General features: G+C 54.6%; 22 protein-coding genes. 8 read left to right on the top strand and 14 right to left on the bottom strand.

Translation table 11 applies throughout. The features are described 5' to 3' along the window. The first annotated feature begins 35 nt into the window (after nucleotides 1–35). Nucleotides 36–1,400, top strand: coding sequence for a GH1 family beta-glucosidase (locus WCK51_02225; protein ID MEI7575681.1), 1,365 nt, complete (start codon nucleotides 36–38; stop codon nucleotides 1,398–1,400). Nucleotides 1,401–1,438: 38 nt separating this feature from the next. Here the strand turns inward: WCK51_02225 and WCK51_02220 are convergent, their stop codons facing one another. After that, entirely contained in the window at nucleotides 1,439–3,091 is a 1,653-nt protein-coding gene (locus WCK51_02220) for a sialate O-acetylesterase (protein MEI7575680.1), read from the bottom strand. 67 nt (nucleotides 3,092–3,158) lie between these two features. Here WCK51_02220 and WCK51_02215 point away from each other — a divergent pair, with 67 nt between their 5' ends. Both WCK51_02215 and WCK51_02210 read left to right on the top strand, forming a co-directional pair. Then, nucleotides 3,159–3,890, top strand: a complete 732-nt coding sequence (locus WCK51_02215; GenBank protein ID MEI7575679.1) for a ribonuclease E inhibitor RraB — start codon at nucleotides 3,159–3,161, stop codon at nucleotides 3,888–3,890. Between the two features lie 331 nt (nucleotides 3,891–4,221). Then, nucleotides 4,222–5,181 carry a hypothetical protein gene (locus WCK51_02210; protein ID MEI7575678.1) on the top strand — a complete coding sequence of 320 codons (960 nt, stop codon included), beginning with the start codon at nucleotides 4,222–4,224 and terminating at the stop codon, nucleotides 5,179–5,181. Nucleotides 5,182–5,229: 48 nt separating this feature from the next. On the opposite strand, the gene WCK51_02205 is transcribed toward WCK51_02210, so the two are convergent. Both WCK51_02205 and WCK51_02200 read right to left on the bottom strand, forming a co-directional pair. Beyond that, nucleotides 5,230–7,542, bottom strand: coding sequence for a TIM-barrel domain-containing protein (locus tag WCK51_02205; protein MEI7575677.1), 2,313 nt, complete (start codon nucleotides 7,540–7,542; stop codon nucleotides 5,230–5,232). A 57-nt stretch (nucleotides 7,543–7,599) separates the two neighbouring features. Then, nucleotides 7,600–8,025, bottom strand: coding sequence for an OsmC family protein (locus WCK51_02200; protein ID MEI7575676.1), 426 nt, complete (start codon nucleotides 8,023–8,025; stop codon nucleotides 7,600–7,602). Between the two features lie 80 nt (nucleotides 8,026–8,105). Here WCK51_02200 and WCK51_02195 point away from each other — a divergent pair, with 80 nt between their 5' ends. Next, nucleotides 8,106–8,882 (top strand): hypothetical protein, encoded by a 777-nt coding sequence (locus WCK51_02195; protein MEI7575675.1) that lies wholly within the window; start codon nucleotides 8,106–8,108, stop codon nucleotides 8,880–8,882. Between the two features lie 14 nt (nucleotides 8,883–8,896). Here WCK51_02195 and WCK51_02190 read toward each other — a convergent pair whose 3' ends face one another. Genes WCK51_02190 through WCK51_02170 form a run of 5 tightly spaced genes read right to left on the bottom strand, consistent with a single transcriptional unit; the run spans nucleotide 8,897 to nucleotide 13,901 of the window. Beyond that, nucleotides 8,897–9,496 carry a hypothetical protein gene (locus WCK51_02190; GenBank protein MEI7575674.1) on the bottom strand — a complete coding sequence of 200 codons (600 nt, stop codon included), beginning with the start codon at nucleotides 9,494–9,496 and terminating at the stop codon, nucleotides 8,897–8,899. A gap of 21 nt (nucleotides 9,497–9,517) precedes the next feature. Further along, nucleotides 9,518–10,675 (bottom strand): RsmB/NOP family class I SAM-dependent RNA methyltransferase, encoded by a 1,158-nt coding sequence (locus WCK51_02185; protein ID MEI7575673.1) that lies wholly within the window; start codon nucleotides 10,673–10,675, stop codon nucleotides 9,518–9,520. Between the two features lie 21 nt (nucleotides 10,676–10,696). Further along, the gene (locus WCK51_02180; protein ID MEI7575672.1) at nucleotides 10,697–11,935 is read right to left on the bottom strand and encodes a glycosyltransferase family 4 protein; all 1,239 of its coding nucleotides are present in this window, start codon (nucleotides 11,933–11,935) and stop codon (nucleotides 10,697–10,699) included. Continuing rightward, nucleotides 11,935–12,975, bottom strand: coding sequence for an NAD-dependent epimerase/dehydratase family protein (locus tag WCK51_02175; protein MEI7575671.1), 1,041 nt, complete (start codon nucleotides 12,973–12,975; stop codon nucleotides 11,935–11,937). The genes WCK51_02180 and WCK51_02175 overlap by 1 nt, the downstream gene beginning before the upstream one ends. Before the next feature lie 2 nt (nucleotides 12,976–12,977). Next, complete coding sequence (locus WCK51_02170; GenBank protein ID MEI7575670.1) at nucleotides 12,978–13,901, bottom strand: NAD(P)-dependent oxidoreductase; 924 nt, start codon at nucleotides 13,899–13,901, stop codon at nucleotides 12,978–12,980. A 102-nt stretch (nucleotides 13,902–14,003) separates the two neighbouring features. Between WCK51_02170 and WCK51_02165 the strand changes: the two genes are divergently transcribed. Further along, on the top strand, nucleotides 14,004–14,594 hold the full coding sequence (locus WCK51_02165; GenBank protein ID MEI7575669.1) for an N-acetylmuramoyl-L-alanine amidase: 591 nt from the start codon (nucleotides 14,004–14,006) through the stop codon (nucleotides 14,592–14,594). A 51-nt stretch (nucleotides 14,595–14,645) separates the two neighbouring features. Further along, nucleotides 14,646–15,173: a peptide-methionine (R)-S-oxide reductase MsrB gene (gene msrB / locus WCK51_02160; protein ID MEI7575668.1), complete on the top strand. Its 528-nt coding sequence runs from the start codon at nucleotides 14,646–14,648 to the stop codon at nucleotides 15,171–15,173. Here the strand turns inward: msrB and WCK51_02155 are convergent. The 6 genes from WCK51_02155 to WCK51_02130 all read right to left on the bottom strand — a co-directional run bounded on the left by WCK51_02155 (nucleotide 15,170) and on the right by WCK51_02130 (nucleotide 19,306). Beyond that, on the bottom strand, nucleotides 15,170–15,601 hold the full coding sequence (locus WCK51_02155; GenBank protein MEI7575667.1) for a hypothetical protein: 432 nt from the start codon (nucleotides 15,599–15,601) through the stop codon (nucleotides 15,170–15,172). The two genes, msrB and WCK51_02155, sit on opposite strands and share 4 nt — an antisense overlap. Then, nucleotides 15,588–15,767, bottom strand: coding sequence for a hypothetical protein (locus WCK51_02150; protein MEI7575666.1), 180 nt, complete (start codon nucleotides 15,765–15,767; stop codon nucleotides 15,588–15,590). Before WCK51_02150 ends, WCK51_02155 begins: the two co-directional genes overlap by 14 nt. 24 nt (nucleotides 15,768–15,791) lie before the next feature. Next, nucleotides 15,792–16,025, bottom strand: a complete 234-nt coding sequence (locus WCK51_02145; GenBank protein ID MEI7575665.1) for a hypothetical protein — start codon at nucleotides 16,023–16,025, stop codon at nucleotides 15,792–15,794. Nucleotides 16,026–16,032: 7 nt separating this feature from the next. Then, entirely contained in the window at nucleotides 16,033–16,902 is an 870-nt protein-coding gene (locus WCK51_02140; protein ID MEI7575664.1) for a GNAT family N-acetyltransferase, read from the bottom strand. A 9-nt stretch (nucleotides 16,903–16,911) separates the two neighbouring features. Continuing rightward, nucleotides 16,912–18,450 (bottom strand): Fe-S cluster assembly protein SufB, encoded by a 1,539-nt coding sequence (gene sufB / locus WCK51_02135; protein ID MEI7575663.1) that lies wholly within the window; start codon nucleotides 18,448–18,450, stop codon nucleotides 16,912–16,914. A gap of 115 nt (nucleotides 18,451–18,565) precedes the next feature. Next, entirely contained in the window at nucleotides 18,566–19,306 is a 741-nt protein-coding gene (locus WCK51_02130) for a DUF1080 domain-containing protein (protein MEI7575662.1), read from the bottom strand. Nucleotides 19,307–19,350: 44 nt separating this feature from the next. Between WCK51_02130 and WCK51_02125 the strand changes: the two genes are divergently transcribed. Together WCK51_02125 and mgtA are read left to right on the top strand one after the other, a co-directional pair. Beyond that, a complete protein-coding gene (locus WCK51_02125) occupies nucleotides 19,351–20,184 on the top strand; it encodes a hypothetical protein (protein MEI7575661.1) in 834 nt (277 codons plus the stop codon). 468 nt (nucleotides 20,185–20,652) lie between these two features. Beyond that, on the top strand, nucleotides 20,653–23,166 hold the full coding sequence (gene mgtA / locus WCK51_02120) for a magnesium-translocating P-type ATPase (GenBank protein MEI7575660.1): 2,514 nt from the start codon (nucleotides 20,653–20,655) through the stop codon (nucleotides 23,164–23,166). The last annotated feature ends 65 nt before the right edge of the window (nucleotides 23,167–23,231 follow it).

Here is a 23,231-nt window from a genome sequence, read left to right as displayed (position 1 = left end):
CATTGGCTATCGGTAAATCACATATACTTTTAGGCGTGTCTTTTCCTGAGAATTTTCGTTGGGGCGTAGCCACCGCCTCGTACCAGATTGAGGGCGCCCCGTACCTCGTTGGCGGTGGCCACAGCGTTTGGGATATGTTCTGCAAGCGCCCGGGAAAGATTAGCGACGCGAGCAATGGCGACGTCGCGTGCGACCATTTCAACCGCTACCGCGAAGACTGCGCCCTCATGAAGGAGCTCGGTGTGAACAACTACCGTCTTTCGCTCTCGTGGCCGAGAATCATGCCCTCGGGAACCGGTGCGGTAGACCCCAAAGGGCTCGAATTCTACGACAATTTGATCGACTGCTTGCTGGAAAACGGCATCGATCCTCACGTGACGCTTTACCATTGGGACACCCCGCTGGATGTCTATCACCGAGGAGGCTGGCTTAACCCGGACATCAGCAAGTGGTTCGCAGACTACACCGAGGTTGTCGCCAAGAAACTCGGCGACCGTGTGACCTCTTGGATGACTTTGAACGAGCCACAATGCTTCATTGGCCTAGGCATGGAGATCGGCAACCATGCTCCGGGAGACAAATTGGGGCAGCAAGAAATCCTGTGGGCGGCGCACAACGCGCTTCTTGCTCACGGTCGGGCGTCTCAAGTGTTGCGGGCAAACGTGACCAATGGCGCCCAGATCGGCTGGGCTCCAGTGGGAGTTTGTTCGATCCCCGGCTCGGACTCTCCGGAGGACATTGAAGTGGCTCGTAAAGCAACCGTCGAGATGACGGCCTTCAACACGTGGAGCCTTGCCCTTTGGAACGATCCAGTTTTCTTCGGTAAGTATCCAGATGCCGTCGACAAGGTTTGGGAAACCAGCTATCGCAAACCTGCCGAGGGCGACATGGAGATCATCAACCAAGTTCCCGACTTCTTCGGCGCGAACATTTACAATGCACACGCGGTCAAGAAAGGGCCTAATGGCGAAGCCGTCGAGATTCCCCACCACCAGGGCATGGCACGGACGATCTACCACTGGCCTGTTACTCCGGAAGCTCTGTATTGGGGTCCGAAGTTCTTCTATGAGCGATACGGCAAGCCGATTGTCATTACCGAGAACGGCCTCGGACTCTCCGACTGGCCCCATGTGGACGGCAAAGTCCACGACCCTCAGCGAATCGACTTCTTGACTCGCTATATCCGCGAGTTCCACCGCGCAGGACAAGACGGCGTCGAGATCGGCGGCTACTTCCAGTGGTCATTGATGGACAACTTTGAGTGGAACGAGGGGTACCGGTTCCGCTTCGGGTTGGTCTATGTCGACTATCAGACGCAGGAGCGGATTCCGAAGGATTCAGCCTACTGGTATCGCAGTGTCATTGAGTCGAATGGTGAGAGTTTGCTGGACTCGGCTTAACGCCTAAAGCCAGCCGATGTGCTCAGATCGCTCACGTGTCACCGTTGATCAGCAAGAAATCTACTCGCGAGGAGTTCGCCGAGCTTGACGACCCCTGGCGCGGTCAACACGATTCTTTCGCGTTGTGGCGGGAGGTCAGTAGTGGGAACTACTATGAAAGAAGAGTCAGAGGCAGCGATCTTGGCGAGCTGATCTGCTAAGTTTTCTTCACCCGGCCCGGACGATTCCGACGGAGTTTGTTGACTCACGAACCACTTCAGACTTGGCATGGATAGGTCAATCCGGCTTTGGTTTACCGTGGCAGCGAGCCACTTGCTGGCTTGGCGGCGATAAGGGCCGTATGCCATGTCGTTTTCACCAAGGTGATAGAAGATTCCAGCTAGCTCAACCTGGTGCCCTTTAGCATTTAGGTCCTTGATCGACTGTTTGATGAAGTCGATGAATTTGGAGTAGAGGTTCAGGTCAGTTGCCGAGGTTCCGGCAGGGGTCCAGTCGTTGATTTGGGAGCCGCTATGGGTGAACTTGACGATGGCGAAGCTGCCGATCGATGCTGCTTGAAGTTGTTGGCCGAAGCTGAGTTCGGGGCCGAAAGTTTCGGAAGCGCCGGCGACGCCGAGGGGTTCCCAGGCTCGGGAGATGGTGGTTCCGCCTCCCAGGTTGTATCTAAAGGGGATTTTGGGATTGTCTTTGGCGATAGGTGAGGTGAGAAGGTCGGCTCGGAAAGCTCGTTCGCCTTCCATGTTTCGGTGTCCGGCGAGGATGAACAGCTTGACGGGGCTGGATTTGCGGAACGGCCACGTTTTGAGTGGGCGGGTTCGTTGGGCTAGCTTGCCGATCTTGTGGAGATAGGCATTGGCGTAGCCTTCGCCATGCTGGAGCTGGCCCAAGGTGCCGTAGTGGTAGTGCAGCCCCGCACCATCTCCGATCTCGACGGCGTTTTGGGATGTCGGGATGTATTCAGCTCTGGGGTCTTCGGCGGCGACGGCTTTTTGGGCGGTGCGGATCGCGTGCATGTTTTCGCGGTTGTCCATGCCCCAAATCGTTTTGGTGCAGAGCTCGCCGATGTAGAAATTGAGTTTGGGAATGTTGAGGTCGCGGCGCCAACTGGCGAGGAAGTTCTTGAGGTTCTTGGCGTAGGCGGGTTTGAGTTCCCGGCTGAACATGTCGTTTTCGCCCTGATGCCACATAAAGCCTTCGACGCGGTAACGGATTCCTTTGCGGTCTAGCTCGGCGAGGGAGGATCGGATGAGTTGGAGGGTGAGGGGGTAGAGCTTGAATCCACCGGGAGTATCTGGGTTCCAGTCCTCGCCAAGAGTGGTGCCGCCGGAGGCACACTTGATGATGGCGATGGGAGCCTTGGTGACCCGGGCGACTTTGCGGGCGAAGCTGACTTCGGGGCCAATGACGTTTCCGAGGGGCTTGAGCGTCGTCCAGCCGTTGGAGGAGTTCATTTCCTCGCGCCCAATGGAATAGGAGTACATCACGTTCTCTTGGGGCTGATCGAGTCCTGCGAAGGGTGGGAAGAGCTTGATGTCGGTTGCTCGGGAGTGGGAGCCGACCATGTTCGACTGCCCTGCGAAGATGAAGACTCGGAGGGTTTTTGTGTCGGCTTGCGACGGGGCAGATCTGGCGGACACTGCGAGAAGCATCATCGCAAAAAGCGTTTGGACAAATCGGAGGGCAGTTTGCATATCGACCAGGCCTTTGGAGGTTGTGGGTCAGTGTAACACGAAGCTTGTCTGGCGGTAAAACAGAGGAATGAGCGAAGCCAGCTATATCAGCTTTGTGCGGGATGCGGAAACGAGGCCGATGATTGGCATGTTTCGCGGGGACTTGGAGTCTTTGCGGGCTCAGTTTCCACACCTGTTGAGCGTGACTCTGAACTATCAACCGGCCCCGACGGGAGTTCCGGCGGACTCGGGGGAGTACAAGCGGAACAATCTGATTGAGGATAAGTTGGAGAAGGCGGTGCCGTCTTCCGTGGTTCTAGTTGGACATTTGACGGGGAACGGGCGGACGGTGATCTTGTTTGTCTCGCAGACGCCTACAGTCGCGCCGATTACGGTTGGGTTGGGGCTTTTTAAGAAGGAGACCTTTACGCTTGTTCCTCCGCACCCAGATCCTTGGGCTTGGTACGAGGCGAATGCGAAGATCACGGACTTGGAGCGGGTGACCTCGGCCTACTTCCCTTTGTATCAGCAGCTGGAGCAGCATGGGGATGACCACACGAAAGTTCGTCCGGTGGATTTCGCGGCCTGGTTTTCTTCGGACGCCGGGCGGGAGGCGTTTTTGGGGGAGGTGTTTGCTCAGGGGTATGTGCTTGGGAAGCAGGGTCGCTGGGAGCCAGCGCCGGGCGATTTTTGGTGCGAATTTGTGAAGGAGACGGCGATTGAGCCGTCGCGAATGGGGCCGTTAGTTTTGGAGCTCGAGGCTTTGGCGGCTCGGTATGGTGGGACGTTTGATGGCTGGGCTTGTCCGGTGGTGAATTGAGGATGCGAACTTGAGCCCTCTGCTTGAATCAGAGGGATGTATCTCGATGAACTGTTCTATTTGCGGAGACCCGCACTGTTGGAGTTTTTTGGGATTTGCCAACTCCCACGCACTGTTTTTTTGCCAAAGCCAATCGAAACACTGGAACAGGCAGGTCCCAAAAAATCTTTGGCCAACTAGGGTTATCGGACTGGATCAGTTTCTGATTACGAAGATGCTTTTTTCTGAGGTTGGAGTCTGGAGCGAGTTATCTAGCCTTTTGACCGCTCTCACAAGTAGACAACGGTGGCTTTGTCCCATTGATCCAACTCTTCTTGCTGAATCGGCTCCCATGGACGACCTTAAGCGACCTCAGATGTTTGAGTTTATGGGAAAGCTAGCCGTCGGGCGCTCTTTTCTTCCTTATCCAGAGATTGAAACAAAAACGACTGTTGCATTGTTTGTTGCATACGCTGAAGGTGCCTCCATGTACAGACAACCAAATTTGATTCAGGCAATACACCCGTCTGATCTGGTTTTCGTACCAGCGGCTGTTCCTATGATGCCAGCACCGGAGTTCACTCCAAGACCAGATCCTACGGACTATATGGTCCTTAGAGAGCAGTGGCACGCACGATTTGCCAATCGGAGGCAGATTCAAGTTGAAGAGATGGGCATTTCTCGCGAGTTCTTTTTGGACGTCGTCTATCTCGAAGTCCGTGGAGAATTGCCAGCCAATTCACGGTTGAGAAGACCAGAGCTATCGCACGTTGTGACCAATGGTCTGGGTGACACCGCTAAACAAATAATCAAATTAGCGAAAAAGTCATTCGGAGAGAGTGCTCTGGAGAGGATCGTAGACTTCGTAATGTCTCGATACTGGGCGAACATTCCCAGTCTAAAGATCTTTGGGCTACTCGTGAGCCATCTCGCCGAACAGGCCAGTGCAGCTGAGGCCTACCAGCAGCCTTCCGAAAAAAAGGTGAGGCAAGTTCGAGGAGATCTGAACGACGCAAAACGAATCAGCGTTCTCCTCGGCGCAACAACAGATCTGATCGTTGATGCCAAGTTTTCAGAGTTACTCCGGAAACCTGATCTGAAGCGTTATACAAACGACTGCAGAATATGGACCGAGCGTAACATAGACGAACTTATCAGATTCGCCAAATTGGAAGTGGCTTCTGTGGAGTATCAAACACTAAATTTATGGCACCAACGCTTACCTGCAAGGGAAGTATTTGAAGAATGTTATCAAATGGAAAAAAACATTATGGATTGGAACTCGAAGTTCTACCTAGGTGACTTCTGCTAGCGATCGATTGCCCGTGAGATACCGAATATAGACACTCGACCAACCGAATCAACTCACCTGAACACTTAAACCTCGTCCCGTCAGCATCACTCGTCCGGGCTTGGTCGGCAGGTTTTGGCCTTTGAGTTTGACGCTCTTCGGATTACCGTGCAACACAAACGTGGGGTTGATGGGGCCGTGGTCGTCGGCTAGTTCTTCGAGGTTGAGGATGAGGTGGCCTTTGGCGCCGACCACGGTGAGGCGGACCGCGGAGCGGATGCCTTTTTGGTAGTCGTAGGTGAGGCCGTCATCGGCTTTGTAGGTGTAGGTGGTTTCGCCCGTCCAGTCTTCGGGGACGAAGATGTGGAAGTTGACGTTATGCATCTCCTTCTCGGTGGTGGTCGGAGTTCCGGGCTGCATGGGGAGGATTGCGCCTTCGCGGATGAAGAGGGCGGTTTCTTCCCGGCTTCGCTTGATGATATGCGAACCAGGAGCGAGCCATTCGCCGGTGCGGGCGTCGTACCACTTGTCGGTTCCGGGAAGGGTGACCTTACGTGACTTCTCTTCGTTGACGAAGGGGGCCTGGAGGATGGCGTCGCCGATCATGAACTGGTCGTCGAGCTTCTCGTTTCCGGCTTCCGGGTAGTGATACAAAACCGGCCGGAGAATCGGGTCGCCGGCTTCTTCCTGCTGGATGAACAGGTTGTAAATGTAGGGCAGGAGCTTGTAGCGCAGGCGGATGTAGCGGCGGATGACCGACATGACCGGGGCCTTGAAGGCGAACGGCTCTTGGTCGCGGTTCCCTTTTCCGTTGTGGTTTCTTGCGAATGGGAAGAGGAAGGCGAGCTTGATCCAATCGACCATGAGCTCGTCGGTGACGTCGCCGCCGAAGCCGCCGATGTCCATTCCGGCGAACGGCTGTCCGCTGAGACTGAGGCCGATGCTGCAGGGGATTGAGTTGGCGAGATAGAAGTAGTTGCTGCAGTTATCGCCGGTCCAGATGGCAGCGTATCGGCTGGTGCCAATGAAGCCGGATCGGGAGAGGATGAACGGGCGCTCGTTCGGTTTGGCTTGTTTGAACCCTTCGAAGGTTGCGAGTTGCATGCCGAGGGCGTATTGGTTTCGATGCTTGTTGTGGTGGTCTTTGCCGTTTTGGAACCACATCTCGTAGGGGTCAACGGGGCCGGTGGAGGGGTCGTTCATATCGACCCAGCAGGCTCCAAAGCCTGATGATCGGAATTGTTTGGCGTATCCTGCCCACCATTGGCGGACCTTGTCTTGGGTGAAGTCTGGGAAGACGGTTTCGCCGGGCCAGACAAGGCCGACGTATGGGCTGCCTTCGCTGGTTTGGCAGAAGGCGTTGTTCTTCAGACCGTCATCGTAGACATCGTAGCCGGGGTCCTTTTTGACGCCCGGGTCGATGATCGGGACGATTCTTCTGCCGGTTTTGGTGAGTTCGTCGGCGGTTTCTTGAGGGCCGTTGGGGAACTTGTCTTTGCTGACGGTGAAGATGCGGTAGTCGCGCATGTAGTCGAGATCGAGCCAAAGGCCGTCGCAGGGGATTTGGTGTTTGGTGAACTCGGCGTCGAGCTTGAGGAGGTCGTCGTGGCCTTCATAGCCCCACTTGGATTGATGGTAGCCAAGGCTCCAGAGGGGCGGGAGCGGGGTGACGCCGACGAGCTTTTGGAGCTTGCGGGTGAGCTCGGGGAGGGTTGGGCCGACGATGATCCACAGGTTCGGTTCGCCGCCTTCGTTGCCGAGGATGAGGTTAGGAGAGGTGCGCTGCCACTCGACGAAGACGCGGCTGTCGTCGACGCCGGGGGTTTCGATGAAGGCGGGCGAGGGGTTGTGGAGAAGGAAGCCGACGTAGGTGTCGGCGATGCGGGCCGCGACGTAGGGGGCGGTGTAATAGGGCGGATCCGCGGGGTTGTTTCCCCATTGCGCCCAGTGGAAGTCCGACCAGACGTCGGTGTTCCAGAACTTGGCGCGGTAGCCGGAGAGCTCTTGCTGGCCGAAGTACTTCTCGCCCATGCCGAAGAACTGGGCTTGGTCAGAGAGTTCGAACGACCAGAGGGAGTTCTCACCAAGCACTCCAAAATGACCCTTGAGCAGAACCTTGTTCTTGGGACCGCGAACGACGATGTGGCCGTCGGAAGTAAGTTCGACCTTCTTGCTGTCGTGGTGAGCCGGCTCGTTCAGAGCGACAATCGCGCGGTTCTCACCCCAAGTTTCATGAGATACCTGGAGATGGAAGACATCTCCCGCAAAGCTACTTAGTCGAGCTCGGAAGGTCTTTTGTGCGTCTTTGAGTTCTCCAGTTTCGACGTTGAAGCTGTTGAGGAATCGAAAATTCGCCGGGTGGGGCGATTTGGAGAAGAACATTCCCTTTAGTTTAATTGATTCTGAATGATTCTTCTCCGGTTCGCCCCGGGATTTGGTTTACGCCAGCTTAGCGTCAAGGGTGATTTCGGCACCGGTGAAGAGCTTTGAGACTGGGCATCCGGCCTTTGCCGTGGCGGCGCATTCGGCGAACTGCTCGGCAGTGGCACCGGGGATTGAGGCTTCGACGGTGAGGTGGATTTTGTCGATGGCGAAGCCGCCTTCAACCTTGACCACGCTGACAGCAGCCGAAGTTCGGATGTAGTCGGCTACGAGCTTGTGCCCGCCGAGGACTCCGCTGAGGGCCATGCTGAAGCAACCGGCGTGGGCGGCTCCAAGAAGCTCTTCGGGGTTAGTGCCTTTTCCATCCTCAAAACGAGAAGTGAACGAGTAGGGGGCGTTGTTTAAGGTTCCTGTCTCGGTTGAAACTGTGCCTTTGCCGTCGATAATTCCGCCGTTCCATTCGGCGCTGCCTGTGCGTACCATCACATACAGGTTACGCCTCTTCGCATCAAAGATTCGCGACTCGATCCATTTCTTTAACGAACTTGCGTAAGATTCTGGGAATGGCGAAAGTCGAAGTGTACAAAACCCTGTGGGGTCTCCCTGGGACAATGGAAGACAAACTCCGTTGGGTTCGAGACAAGGGTTACGAAGGGTTTGAGGATTGGGTTCAGCCGCACTTTACGCTGAAACCGGAGATTGAGAAGTCTGGGCTAAAGTACATGGCAATGGTTGCCGGAGACGAGCTTGAGGCGTTCAAACGCGGGCTCGGCGAGGCCTACGACAACGGCGCCGTTGGCGCAACGATTCACGCTGGACGACCATGGATGACCTACGAACAGGGCTTAGATTTCCTTGGACAACTGATTGAGGCGACAAAGCAGGTTCCGTTCCCGGTGAACTTCGAGACCCACCGGGGACGGCTCTTGTACGAGCCAATGTCAACTGCACGTTATTTGAATGACCTACCTGACTTGTATCTCTGCGCCGACTTGAGCCACTGGACGGTGGTGACTGAGTCGATGCTCGGCGGCTTCAGCAGTCAGCTTGATCTCGTTCTGACGAGATCAAGGCATATCCATGCCCGGATCGGCTTTGAGGAAGGCCCACAAGTCCCCGACCCAAGGGAGAAGAACTGGGAGGGATACATTCCTAAATTTGAAAAGTGGTGGGACACGATTCACGGCAACAACGAGAAAGCTGGGCGAATGACGACCTTTGATCCTGAGTTCGGCCCGCCCCATTACCAGTGGTCGAATCCCCAAACGGGTAAGCCGCTGGCAGATATTGAGGATGTGGCGTTGTGGATGACCAACCGTCTCCGAAAGCGCTGGGCTTGAGCCCTGACTCAACGTTACGGGGCGGTCCAAATTGGTGATTGGTTTCGGATTGCCCGCAGCCGGAGATTGCCTTCGTATCGGAGTGAAAGGATGTCCATCTCCTCAACGTGACATTGGAGGACGGCAAAGTTTTGGAAGCCTGCTCGAGATTCCTCTTCGGTCGGCTCGCGTCCCGCGAGGTCTGGAGGCATATTTGACTCGAGCTTCTCCAAGGGAGCGGATGGCGGGAGGGGAGCTAGATAACAACGTCTAGAAAGAAGCTGGCTCCTTTTCCAAGCCTCGTTAGCGATTTCGTCGAGATGGTGGACTTGAGTGTGACCGAAACACCGTACTTGGAGATAGTCTGGAAAGGAGTAGAACTGCCAGGTTGAACGACCGTCCGTTTCAAGCTGTTTGACTTTGGGTGAGCGAACATCCGCGTTCGCCCGAAGAGTCCAATCAGCCTCTCCTGCGTCCCTCAGGATTACCGACCTTGCCTCCGGCCCTCTTGCACTGACTGTGCAGAGTGTTGGCGTATGGAAAGGGTGTCGGCGCTGGTGGCAGGCTTCGAGGAGCAGCTTCCAGGCGAAAGCCACCATCTCTTGTGGGTTCGCGAAGTTAGCTGGCTGCTCCATTGCTTTTAGAGATAACTGGAATCATCCTCGCTTCCGCTTTCCGCTCGGTGGCTTGTTTTGCCGAGCACCAGAGCGGCCTCTTGGACCCAGCGGTCTTCGTGGTCGTTTTTCGGGTTTGGGTTTCGCGGTTGCGGCTCTAACAATTTGCCTCGCCGTCAGTTCTACCGGAGGTTTTTCTTCTTCGACCGGCTCATCCTCCGCCTCGTGCGGACGACGGCTAAGGACTTCGTCGCCGAATTTCCAAAGGTAGGGGAAGTCTAAGTCTCTTTCTTCAATCAAGACTTCGCCCTTCTTTTTGAGGAGGCAGACGAAGGCTCCGGCACCGAGGTTTTGGTGGGGGTACAGGCGGTAAGACGGGAAGGTTGAGAGGGGGGATCGGAAGTCGGCCAGATGCGGAACCTCGACGGCTTCCATACTGGCGTGGTTCTTTAGGAACCACTCGATGACCCGCTCGTTCTCGCGTGTCGTGAAGGTGCAGGTGGCGTAGAGCATGTGCCCACCGGGCATCAAGGTTCGCACGGCGTTCCCGAGGATGCGGCGCTGGCGACCGACGTTTTTGTCGATCTCATTAGGAAAGAAGCTCTCATGTGCGTCTTCGCCTTTTGCCATCAATGACTGCCCTGAGCAGGGCACATCGCAAATGACGAGGTCGAAAGTCTCTTTGAACTCCTTGGAGTAGACCGAAGGGTCTGCGGACCAGACACGACTGCGCTCGATCTTGCAACGGTCTAGGTTGGCAATCAGAGCACCAGCGCGCTTTCGAATCGACTCGTTGCAGTACAGAAGTTCGGGTTCGAACGCGCGATAGGCGAAGATGGCCTTTCCGCCTGGAGAAGAGCACATGTCGAGGACGCGAACCGGATCGCGAGGGATCGCGAGCATGGCACTTGCCGAGAACACTGAGGAGAAGTCGAGTGAGTAGTAAGCTCCTTTCTCATACAGCGGATGTTTGGAAGGGCGAAAGTCGTCGGAGATTCGCTCGACGAAGTCTGGCTGCCACTTGAGGCGGCGATGCCGAGGGAACGCCTTGATCTCGATACGATCGTTGAGAATAATGATCGCCTGATCACGGGCGTCGCCAGCCATCATCGCATCAACGAAATCGGTGCGCTCGGCAGGATCAGTAAAGAGCGTTTCCGCAGCTTTCAGCAGGGGCTCAGGTGGCTCTTTTTTAGGCATCTACCCTCTATGATGAAGCATTTACGACTTCTTGTTTGAGAGTGCTTCTTCGAATACCCGCAGATAAGCTTGCGAACAAGGCGTGACGCTTGCAAATTCCTCGACGAATTTTCTTCCCGAGGAACCCAGCAATTCAGCTAGCCCTGCTTCGTCTCTGAGTCTCAGAATTGCGTTGGCCATAGCCCGCGCATCCCCTGGTTCAACCGTGATTCCTGCTTTCGCTTGCTCGATGATCTTTGGTGCGTCTCCGTCAAGCGCAACAGAAGCAAGAACCGGACGCCCCGAAGCCATGATTTCCCAAATCTTTGAAGGGACGGTCGGAGCCTTGACTTTGGGATCCAGAGTCACCAGGCAGACATCGCTGGCGGCCATGAGTTGAATGTACTTCGGAAGTGGCTGCGACGGAAGAAACGTCACATTTGTGAGCCTGCTCGAATCGAGCAAACGGACCAATCGCTCCCGATCTTGTCCGTCTCCGGCAATCAAGAAATGAATGTCCGGATGGTCTTTGAGAAGTTCCGCGGCCTCAAATGCGACTTGTAGGCCTTGGGCTGGCCCCATGGTTCCCGCATAAGAGACAACGAACTTTCGTTGAAGCTCATGCTCGGCTCGGAACTCATTTTCACGCTCTCGGGGTTGGATTGCTTCAGTATCTGCCCAGTTGAAAACCACGTTCACCTTTTCCGCAGGCACTTTAGCTTCGCGAACCATGTAGTCTTTGTAACAATCGCTATGCACGATGATCTTGTTCGCCACTCGGTAGGCGAACTGTTCGAGCTTTCGACAGAACTTGATCAGAAGTGGGTTGCTCAGCGCGCCGAGTTCGATGACGTTGTTCGGGAAGATGTCGCCGTACATAGTGACAAGCGGCGTACCTTTGAGCTTAGCTGCGTAGGCCCCTGCGTGAGCCATTGTTATGGGTGGCAGAACCGTGTAAACCACGTCGGCCTCACCAGCCATCTTGATACCTTTCTTGAACGCCCGGGGAAGAAGGAGCCAGTCGAAGCCGCGCTTCAGCGCACGGTCGCCTGAGGCATGGGGGAGGGGGACACGAATGGTGCGAATTCCCTGGACATCTTCAACGAGATGGGGTTTCCCTGAATACTCGGCAGGCATTTCCTTGAGCTTGTATCGAGGGAATCCGGTGACGACCTCAATCTGATGACCCTGCGCCGCAAGCGCTTTGCACAATTCAATCCCCAACCGGCTTGCCGCACCTTTTTCGGGCGGCCAGTAGTTGGAAACGAAGAGGATGCGCATTATTTGCTGACGACGCCTTGAGCGGCGGAAGACATTCCTCTCGGGAATTCGGCGTCTCGCTGGATCGCGTCCCAATTCTCCTGGAACCACTCGACCGTTGTTTGAAGGCCCTCGTCGAAAACACCTTTCGGTTCGTAGCCGATGAGGTCGCGAGCTTTATCGATGCTGGCTAGCAGCCGTTTCTTGGTGTCCCACACGCGCTGGGGAGCCTCAATGATCCCGGCCTTGCTGCCGGTGAGTTCAAGAACCTTGTTGGCCATGTCGAGAATTTTCGTCTCTCGTCCGCCGGCGAGGTTCATTTCGGCACCGATTGCCTGTTCGAAGTAACCGCAGCGCAGAAGACCATCAACGAGATCATCGACGTAGGTGAAATCTCGGCTAGCCTCCGGAGTTCCGGTGAACGGAAGCGGGATTCCCTTCAACGCATAATAAATGAAGTTAGGAATGACGTTTCTGTATTGACCGGGGACTTCACCGGGGCCGAAGGAGTTGAAGAAACGGGCTTTGACGACCGGGAGACCGAAGTGGTGGTGGAAGAAGTTTCCGTAGAGCTCGCCCAGCATCTTCGTGATCTGATATGGCGTGGTGAGGTGCAGCGAAACGAAGTCTTCCTTGAGGGGCAGGGGCGCCGCCGAGCCGTAGATCGAGCAACCCGAAGATGCGTAAACTAGACGTCCCACATTTGTCATCTGGCAGTACTGCAGGATCAGCAAAGTGCCAACCCCGTTTACGTGAAGGTCCTTTTGAGGGTAGTCAACTGAGTTCTGGTTGGCAAAGAACGCTGCGAGGTGGAAGACGATCTCGGGTCGCTCGTTGAAGCATCGTTTGAGCACGATCTCGTCTGTGATCGACCCCTTAACGAGCATCACATTCGGCAAGTTCGGGATGTTCCAATCGTAAGCTGCGGAGAAGTCGTCAAGGATGATGACCTTCTTGGCCCCGAGTGTCGCCAGGGTTCGCACAAGGTTGGTTCCAATTGCGCCTCCGCCGCCAGTGACGAGAATCACTTTGTCTTTGTAATGCGATTGATACTGTTCCATGATTAGTTGAATCCGTAGTGCTTCTTCATCCACTCGACGTAAAGCTTCACGCCCTCTCGAGTATCGATCGTTGGGTTGTGCTTCAGGTCGGCCCGGGCCTTGCTAAAGTCGACGGTCTTGATGCGGGTCGTGAATGCCTCTTCGCCGTGGACCTCGCAGAGATTGGGATCGCAACCGGTGACTTCGATGATGATCTGCGCCAGCTCTTCGATGGTCACAACCCACTCTTCGCGACCACCGACGTTGTACACCTCGCCGGGCTTGAAGTTGTCAACGATGTTTGCCCACGTTCGACAGGAGTCTGTGACGTAGTCAAAAATGCGCTTATGCCCACGGTGGCACTTAAACGGCTTACCAGTCAGGGCGCTATAGATAAAAATTGGCATGACCCCACGATACGGGTTGTAAGGCTCGTGCTCACCATAACACATGACGGGTCGCGTTCGCACGACCTCGGCTCCCCACATTTCGGCTGCATTGAGGCATTGGAGTTCGCCAGCCCATTTTGAAATGGCGTAGTCGTTCATCTGTTTGATGGGGATCTTCTCCATGATGTCTTCCGTCATCACCCCATCGTAATCGCCATAGACTTCCGCGCTGGAAAAGAAGATGGTCTTAAATTTGTGCTCCTTCGCAAGCTTCAGGACGTGCTTCGTGCCAACCACGTTTGTTCGCCAAAGGTTTTCGTAGTGGTCCTCGCCGTTCCATCGACCGTATTCGGCGGCCAGGTGGTAAACGAAATCTGGCTTCGTGGATTGAATCACCTCTTCGATCTGACGAAACTCGCCAGTGTCGATTCGGAAATGCTCTGGCTCAGAACTGAACTTGATATCTGCGGTTTGGACGCTATGTCCACGTCCTCGCAACTCTTTCGCGAGGTTTGTCCCAATGAGACCTGCTCCTCCGGTGATCAATATCTTTGCCACGATAGGTTCATTTTACCTGGTGAGGTTAACGGAGACATTCGATAGTTCCATCCGCCTCAGCACAACGATCAGGCAGTTTTCAAAGCAGGGTAAAAGGATCGTATGATTCCTGCTATTACTTGCACTTACGCACTGATCTCGATGACCCAAGGCGACGGCAAATCGCCCATGCCTAATCCGTGGAAAGATCCCGGTTACATGAAGCTGGTTTGGATTCAGTCCCCCAACTTTGGCCCCCGTCCCGAAGGAGTTGTCGTGGACACCATCATCATCCACAGCACCGTGATTCCAACTCTCAAAGCCACGACCGAGGCGTTTCAGCGAGAGTCTTCCCAAGTCAGTGCCCACTATACAATTGGGAAAGACGGTTCAATCGTCCAGAATGTCAGCACCTTTGATCGCGCTTGGCATGCCGGCGTGAGCAAAGACGTAAGAGGTAAAGAGAATCTTAATCACTTCTCTGTCGGAATCGAGCTCGTCAACCTCAATGACGGAAAAGACCCTTACCCTGCAGCTCAGCTGGATGCGTTGAAAGCAATCATTGTTGTATTGAAAAGACGGTTTCCAATCGTTCAGATCGCCTCGCACGAGTACATTGCGCAGCCCTACGGTCGCAAGAGCGATCCGACAAACTTCCCGTGGGATGAGTTCAAACAGTTCGGCCTGCCGCTCTATTTTGGCAAGCCTCACTGATCTGACTAAACGTTCAGGAACTTTGTACGTCTGATTCTCATAGAGAGAAGTATGAAGCTCGCATCTTTGCTCGTCGTTCCCGCCGCTTTGCTCATTAGCGGAATTGTGTTGGCTCAGGACATCAAGATTCCTGGGGTCTCCAACGTAAGTCCGGCCCGCAAAGATAAGGTTGTGATGACGGACGCGCAGTGGCAGAAGAAGCTGACCAAGGAGCAGTACGAGATCCTTCGAGCCAAAGGCACCGAGCCCGCCTTCTGCGGGGTGAACCTTGACCAGAAGGGAGAGGGTACCTACTACTGCGTTGGCTGCGGGCTCGATTTGTTCTACGCGAATTCGAAGTTCAACTCTGGCACTGGTTGGCCCTCCTTCTACAAGCCGATTGACCGCGACCGAATCTGGTTCCAGACAGACCGCTCGTACGGAACTATTCGAACTGAGGTGAACTGCGCTCGATGCGATGGGCACCTTGGACACGTTTTCAACGACGGCCCAGCACCGACCGGTTTGCGCTTCTGCATGAACGGAAAGGTGTTGAAATTCGTTCCGAAGAAGGGCGAGAAGGGGCACGAGGGTCTTTAAGCTCTGTCGAGTAGTTGCTTTAACTGAGCAATATCGCCTTGGTCCTTGGGACGGTTTGCGGCGAGTTTGGAAGCGAGAATATCCTCAGCGGACGGGAAGCGCGCGGTAACCCCGTAGAAGTTTGACTCGACTTGGCGTGTGGCAAGCTCGTCGAAAGCGTATTCGCCGCCTACCGGACCTAAGAACGACAAGAAGTCGACTTGGTTAGGCGGAACACCGATCCGTATCAGTTTCCTTCCTTCAAGAAAGTCCGTCAACCCCGAGCCAGGAATCGGAATTCCAAATTCTGCCATCGCTTTCCCAAAGGCCTCGATGTTCTCTTTCGACTGCTTTAGCCACAAGTCCAAGTCTTGGGTTGCTCGTGGCTCAAGATAGATTGCAAGAGCGTACGCTCCGACGACCATGAACTCGACGTTATGCGACTTCAAGCAACTGATAAGTTCGCGGAATTCGTCGTTCATCTTCCTTGACCCACTGGTGCCGGATATTGACCATGTGCTCAAGACGCTGCTCGGGGGTCTGGGTAGCCCAGTAGGCGGCCGTTGCTGCGTCGGCTTCCTCTGGAGACTGGAAGAGTTGCACCATCTTTTCCATTAAGACCATTTTACCTTTTTGAACCTAATGCCGAATTGGTTGAACAACGACAGGAGTTCGACGAAGTCTGAGTTCATCCTCGGTGCCTCCTTTCATTTTGTGGGCAAGAACTGCCATTTCCCATGCGGCCGCGAAGATCGCAGCGGGGCCCTGCGCCTGCCAGAACTCGAGATCAAAGTCTTCGGTGCCGTCTTCGATTGGCTGGACATGAAGCGTGCTCGGTCTCCCGTTTTTCATCCCTTGCGTGACTTCCGGCATGATCTTATTATAGGGTCTTCGGAGCCCAAGCCAGGCGGACGTCAGGCTGTTTTTCCTCGCAGTTTTCGCCGTTGGTGAGTTCGACTTCCTGGAAACCTTCGCGGGCGTAGAAGCGGCGAGCGCCGTCGTTGACTTGGAAGGTCCAAAGCTGGAGGCCTTGGGGAGATTTGAGTTTCGCGTAGTCGAGAAGTTCCTTGCCGATTCCCTTGCCATTTTCGCCTCGGCGGACGCAAAGGTGATGGACCCAGCCGTCGGCGACGTCGAGCCAGCCGAGGATTTTGCCGTTTTGTTCGAGGACGTAGCTTGAGCCGCTGGCCACCCGGACGTCTGTGATGTATTCGATCACTTCGTGGAGTGGGTGGATCGTCGGGACGGTATCGACTTGGATGTCGATGTAGAAGGCGGCGACTTCGGGGACTTCTTCGAGGCGGAGTGGGCGGATTGAACGGAGCCAGAGGAGGGTGCTCTTACCGGTGACGGTGGTGTCATGTGTTCCAAGCCAAGAACGGATCTCAGTGCCCGGTTCGCGTTCCCAGTTGATGAATTCTGGATACGCAACTTCATTCATCCATATCGGACCACCGCCGCCGTTCGGATCGATACCGCGAAGAATCCGCTCCCGAAAGAAACCTTGAAGAAACTTGACCACTTCTGGGATCGCATCTCTTGCATGACCCGGGAAGTCGTACACGTAGCCGCCGAACCAATACAAGCTTGGATACGCGGACAGCCGCAGTTCCAAATCTTCGCTAACACTTGGGTTGCCTGACTTCCAGACGATTGTCCGGAAGTCAGCATCCTGCCTGATCTGAGCAGACAGCATCAGACCTACTCCATCCAGGGCGGCGATTAGGTCATCCGCGAGGGAAAACTCCACTCAGCTAGCTTAGCCGACTGAGCCTTCCAAGCTAACACCGAGCAACTTCTGAGCCTCAACCGCGAATTCCATGGGGAGTTCTCGGAAGACGTCTTTGCAGAAGCCGCTGACGATCATGTTGACGGCGTCTTCGGTGGGGATTCCGCGTTGGTTGCAGTAGAAGATTTGGTCTTCGCCAATCTTCGACGTGGAAGCTTCGTGCTCGACGGTTGCCGAGGGGTTCTTCACCTCAATGTAGGGGAAGGTGTGGGCTCCGCAGCGGTCGCCCATGAGCATGGAGTCGCACTGGGAGTAGTTGCGGGCGTTGTCGGCGCCGGGGTTGATTTTGACGAGCCCACGGTAGGTGTTCTGACCGTTTCCGGCGGAGATTCCTTTGGCGACAATGGTCGACTTGGTGCGCTTGCCGATGTGGATCATCTTGGTGCCAGTGTCGGCTTGTTGCTTTCCGGCGGTGAGAGCGACGCTGTAGAATTCGCCGACGGAGTCGTCGCCTTTGAGGATGACCGATGGGTACTTCCAGGTGATTGCGGACCCGGTTTCGACCTGGGTCCAGGTGACCTTGGAAGCTCGGCCGGCGCAAATGGCTCGCTTGGTGACGAAGTTGAAGATTCCGCCGATGCCGGTCTTGGGGTCGCCGGGATACCAGTTTTGGACGGTGCTGTACTTGATCGTCGCATTATCGCCGGCGGCGTAGAGCTCGACGACGGCGGCGTGGAGCTGGTTCTCATCGCGCATCGGCGCGGTGCAACCTTCCAAGTAGCTGACGTAACCGCCTTCTTCGCAGACGATGAGGGTTCGCTCGAATTGACCGGTGTTTTCGGCGTTGATTCGGAAGTAGGTGCTGAGCTCCATCGGGCATCGGACACCCTTAGGGATGTAGACGAAGGAGCCGTCGGAGAAGACTGCTGAGTTCAGGGTCGCGTAGTAGTTGTCGCTGTAGGGCACGACTGAGCCGAGATACTTCTGAACCAGCTCGGGGTGCTCGTGGACGGCTTCGGAGATGGAGCAGAAGATGATTCCGAGTTCCGCGAGCTTCTTTTTAAAGGTCGTGACAACCGAAACCGAATCGAAGACGGCGTCGACAGCTACCTTGCCTTCTAGCTCAGACCAGTCGGTTGGCTTAGCCAGCGCATCGGCGGCAGAAGAGGCAGCGCCCTTGACATTCAGCAGAACCTTTTGCTCCTCGACCGGGATTCCTAGTTTTTGGAAGGTGCGGAGGATTTCGGGGTCGGCATCCTCAAGGGAGTCCAGCAGCGGCTTCATCTTGGGTGATGAGTAGTAGGAGATCGCCTGGAGATCAGCTGGCTTGTAGTGGACGTTCGGCCAGGTTGGCTCCGTCATCGTCAAGAAGTGTCGGTAAGCCTTCAGTCGCCAGTCGAGCAACCATTGCGGCTCGTTCTTCTTCGCAGAGATTCGGCGAACCGTGTCCTCGTTGAGGCCAGGCTCAATGGTCTCGGTCTCAATGGTGGTCTCCCACCCGTGCTCGTACTCGCGATTGGCAAATTGCTCTAATAGAGCCGTTGACTCGTCCAAAACCTTCTCTGACATGTTGTATCCTGCGCGGGTCCACCTGGCATCACCAGCATCACCTTTGCTCTGCGTAATTCTACGCTGAGATAGTTTACTTTGTTGTATAGATTGAGGGCCAGTTGAAGGCGGGAGTTCACAGCTTGCGCAGGAAGATGTTGCGGAACTCAACCGGGTGGCTCTCGGATTGGAGGCTGATCGTTCCACCTTCAATCTTAAGGTTACCGTTTTTGATCAGTGTCTTGGCATCGTTATCGTTTGGATCAAGCTGGATTTGCTCGTAACGCATGACCTCGGCCCCATTAACGCGGTGAATGACCTCGCCGTAGCCGTGAACCTCGACCTCTAGCTGCACCCAAGTCTCGCCCCGGAATGTCTCGGATGTTGAATCGAGGCAGTGGGGTGTCCACAGCTTGCCGTTCCTCACGACGTTGGTGCCGGGGGTGCACAGGTTGCCGGTGTGCCGGATCCCAGTCGGATCGCCTCCCAGCATCTGGACTTCGGCACTGACCGGGAACTCTTGTTTAAGGCCCATCGTGGCAGGGTCTTGGCCGTGAATCATCACTCCGCTGTTGCGGTATGCCCAGCCGGGGCCGCCTTTGCACTGGTCGCCGGTGAATCGGTATTCGAGTTTCAGGATGTAGTTCGAGAACGGCGTTTTGTAGAACAGGTGTCCGAAGCGGCCGTTGAAGCCGTCCGCGTAGGCTTCATAGCCGACCTGGATCGCTTTGTCCTTCACCCGAAACGTGTTCCCGAAGTTTTCGCCGTATTTGTAGCCAGTGATCTTGGGCTTCCAACCGGCTAAGTTTCGCTCGTTGAAGAGCTTGATCCACTTCTCGTCTGGTTGAGTAAGGGCTAAAGCGAGGGCGAAAAGCATCGTTTGTCCATCTTACTCGCTTGGATTTCCTTTAGAATAGAAGAATGTTGCCATGGACGGCTGGGTTGGTTTTGGCGCGACAGGAGGTTCCGTTGACCTTTCCGGTTTTGGGAAAGGTTGTCTGGACGGATACTTGGGGCGCGGAACGGGAAGGCGGAGCTCGGAGGCATATTGGCCAGGACTTGCCGGCTGAGAAGATGCGACCGTTGGTGGCGGCTCGAGATGGGGTCTGGTACGGCTCGGCACTGAATGGTTCGGGTATCCGGTGTCCGGATGGAACGACACTAAACTACTATCACATCAACAACGACACGCCGGGGACCGACGACGGTTTGGGTGGTGACGAGTATGCGATGGCGCCGGGGGTGTGGGCGGGAGTCCCGGTTCGGGCTGGTCAATTTGTTGCCTATCTGGGAGATAGTGGGAATGCCGAAGACACGATACCTCACCTCCACTTTGAGCTTTGGCTCAAGGATGTTGGGGCGATCAATGCCGCACCTTCTCTGATGACAGCAACTCACTTAGCCGAGTCGATTCATTACCCAGAGTTTCCTGAGTTCGTGCCGTTGCACGAAGATGAGATTCGCTGGGACGGCGAAGTTCGGGAGGTGAACCAGGAGAAGAACTACGTGAAGATCGACATTGCAGGGACGGTTGATTCTTCCGGTAGCGCAAAGGGGATTTCTAAGTTCACACGGCGATTTCTGAAATATAGTTCGTGCGAGAAGGTGCCCTCGGTCGGTGACTTCTGCCTAGTGATCGGCAAGATTCCCGCGGTCAGCAAAGGCATGGAGCCAAAGGCTCTGTTGGTGGTCCGGAATCGGCTGACGCGAGAGGAGTTGTCGGAGGTCTTCACCTTCATGAGGTGGGTTGAGTAACTCGCTAGGATTACCTGTAAACGTACGGCTAGTGGTTTCCAAACGGCCTTCCTCCTCTATGGGGTTGGAGAAAAATGTGAGTAATTTGCAACCGGAAGTGCGACACTGCCTCGCTGACAAGGCGAGTCGGCGTGAAAAATGAGTTAAGACTTTTCGAGCATGTACCAGTATTGACAAAACAAAACCTTGGCGCCCCCGGAGGGACTCGAACCCCCGACGCCCTCTTTGGAACCGAAGACAAACTGCATTGAAAACGGCTGTTCAGCTCTACGAACGTCTCCGAACGTCTCCTTCTATACTCAGCGTTCGTAAACCGTAAACGGCGGGTCTCCACATTGATCGATGGTGCCGATAAGCGCTTAGATCATCCCGCTTTGATCCGACTAGTAATTGTTTTTGAACCGTCTATTGGCCATTTTGGGAGAACTCTTGAGTCAATCAAAGATGCTAAGGTGGACTACTACCCAAATGGACAAAGTCAATATTCCTGATCTAGATTCATCCTTGAACGTGCTGGAGCAGTTGAGACGTTGCCAAACGGTTTCGGAGGGCCTGACAACTAAGGAGGCCGAGAGGCGACACTCAGAGTTGCCCAGCCCCGGTGGAAGATCTAATTCAATCTTTTTGGGTCTCATTGCGCAATTCATCAATCCCATCCAAATCCTGCTTATCGTAGCTGCGATCTTGAGTGCATTTTTTGGAGAGATGACGGACTGCCTCATTATCGTCTTTATCCTTGTGGCCAGTGGCTTGTTGAGTTTTGTCCAAGAGTTCAGAGCTGGTAACGAAGTCGCAGAGCTGATGAAACTCGTGGAAACAAAAGCCGTGGTGCTTAGAGATGGTTGTGAAAAAGATGTCCCTTTTACCTCGGTTGTTCGTGGCGATATTGCCATTTTATCGGCAGGCTCAGTCATCCCGGGTGATGGCTTGCTGCTCGAGGAAGACTCACTCTTCGTAGACCAATCTAGTCTGACTGGTGAGAGTTTTCCGGTCGAAAAGTCAGTTGAGTCCGCAGGAAACCAGGTCTTCGCGGGCACAAACGTGGTTAGCGGGAGAGCCAAGATGCTTGTCGTAAACGTAGGCTCAGCCACGAGACTAGGCGGCATCGCAAGTGCGCTTAGTCTTAAGCGTCCTGAGGGAGACTTTCAAAAGGGGATCAAGCAGCTCGGAGCGATGCTCATTCAATTGACGATCTTCTTGACTCTCTTTGTACTGATGGTGAATCTAATTGCCCACCGGCCGGTGCTTGAGTCATTCATGTTTTCCCTGGCCTTAGCGGTGGGACTCACCCCTCAACTTCTACCAGCGATTGTAAGCTTAAACTTGTCTCGTGGCGCAATGGCGATGTCCAAAGATTGCGTGATCGTGAAGAGACTGTCCTCCATCGAAAACTTTGGATCAATGGATGTTCTTTGCTCGGATAAAACTGGGACTCTCACTCTAGGCACTGTCGAAGTGGCCCGAGCGGTAGATGCACTGAGTAACGACTCGCCAAACGTGCTAAAACTCAGTCAGCTGAACGCAATTTTTGAATCTGGCTACGTGAATCCAATTGATGAAGCCCTACGAAAGAGTGCATCTCCAGGGGTTCAACAGGGATATGAGAAGTTGGGAGAAACGCCTTACGATTTCCAGCGAAAACGAATCAGTGTCTTGGTTCGCTCTCAGGCAACGCTTACACTCATCATGAAAGGAGCGTTGATCACAGTTTTAGAATGTTGCTCTGAGGTGCGCACGGCCAATGGGATGGTTGAGATATCGGATGTGCGACCTTTGATCGAAGCCAGCTTTAAGACCTTCAGTGAACAAGGTTTTCGCGTTCTTGGTGTTGCAAGTCGCGAACTAGCGAATGAGTCTGAACAGACTGATATGAGCGAGGTACGTATGACCTTTGAGGGGATGCTCCTGCTCCATGATCCGCTCCGGGCGGAGAGTGCTGCTACGATCAAGAGACTTGCCGATATTGGAATTGAGCTCAAGATGATTACAGGAGACAACGCACACGTTGCCGCCTATATCGCAACAACCCTTGCCCTGAACAGACAACTCATCACTGGTACTGAGCTGGATGGACTCTCAGATGACGCTCTACTGGTGAGAGCCAAGAACGTCTCTGTCTTTGCCGAAATAGAGCCACGTCAGAAGCAGCGTATCATCTTGGCCCTCAAACGAGGCGGTTCTGTTGTGGGTTACATCGGCGACGGAGTCAACGACGGTCCAGCCCTTCACAGTGCAGACGTAAGCATCTCTGTCGCCAACGCCGCTGATGTAGCCAAAGAAGCAGCCGACTTCGTTATGTTGAAGCCAGATATTGGGGTTCTCGTCGGTGCTGTACTGGAGGGTCGGAGAACGTTTTCGAACACGATGAAGTACATCTTCATGGCAACCAGTGCGAACTTCGGAAACATGTTCAGTCTTGCCGGAGCAAGCCTTCTGATTCCGTTCCTACCACTTCTCGCGAAGCAAGTGCTTCTGACTAACCTTCTGACAGACCTCCCAGAAATGACCATTGCGGGCGATAACGTGGACGATGAGGTGCTTCAGCAACGGCAGAAGTGGGATTTAGGATTTTTGCGAAGGTTTATGCTAATTTTCGGCTTACTCAGCTCGGTCTTCGATTTTGCAACTTTCGGATTGTTGATTTGGCTCAAGACCACTCCAGAAGTCTTTCGAACGGCATGGTTTACGGAATCCGTCATCTCTGCGAGTTTGATCGTGCTCGTTTTTCGATCTCGGCGCTGGCTGGGCCAGTCCCGTCCTTCAATTGCTTTGCTCTTCACCACGATTGCTACTTGCATTGCGGTGCTTGTCCTTCCGTTTACAGCTCTGTCGATTTCCCTCGGATTCACTCAGCTCCCCGTGCCGATGATTGGCGGATTGCTGGGCATTGTGGCTTCCTACGTTTTGTGTGCCGAGCTTGCTAAACATTGGTTCTTTCGAATGCAGATGGCGACTATGACCCCTGTTTCGAAACCACGCTAAGTTCAAATCTTGGCGGCCCCGGAGGGACTCGAACCCCTGACGCCCTCCATAGGACTGAAGAAAAA

The organism is Armatimonadota bacterium (assembly GCA_037138755.1).
Taxonomy (GTDB): Bacteria; Armatimonadota; Fimbriimonadia; order Fimbriimonadales; family Fimbriimonadaceae; genus Fimbriimonas.
The sequence above is the reverse complement of the archived record's forward strand: the minus strand, read 5'-3'. Positions and strand labels throughout refer to the sequence as shown.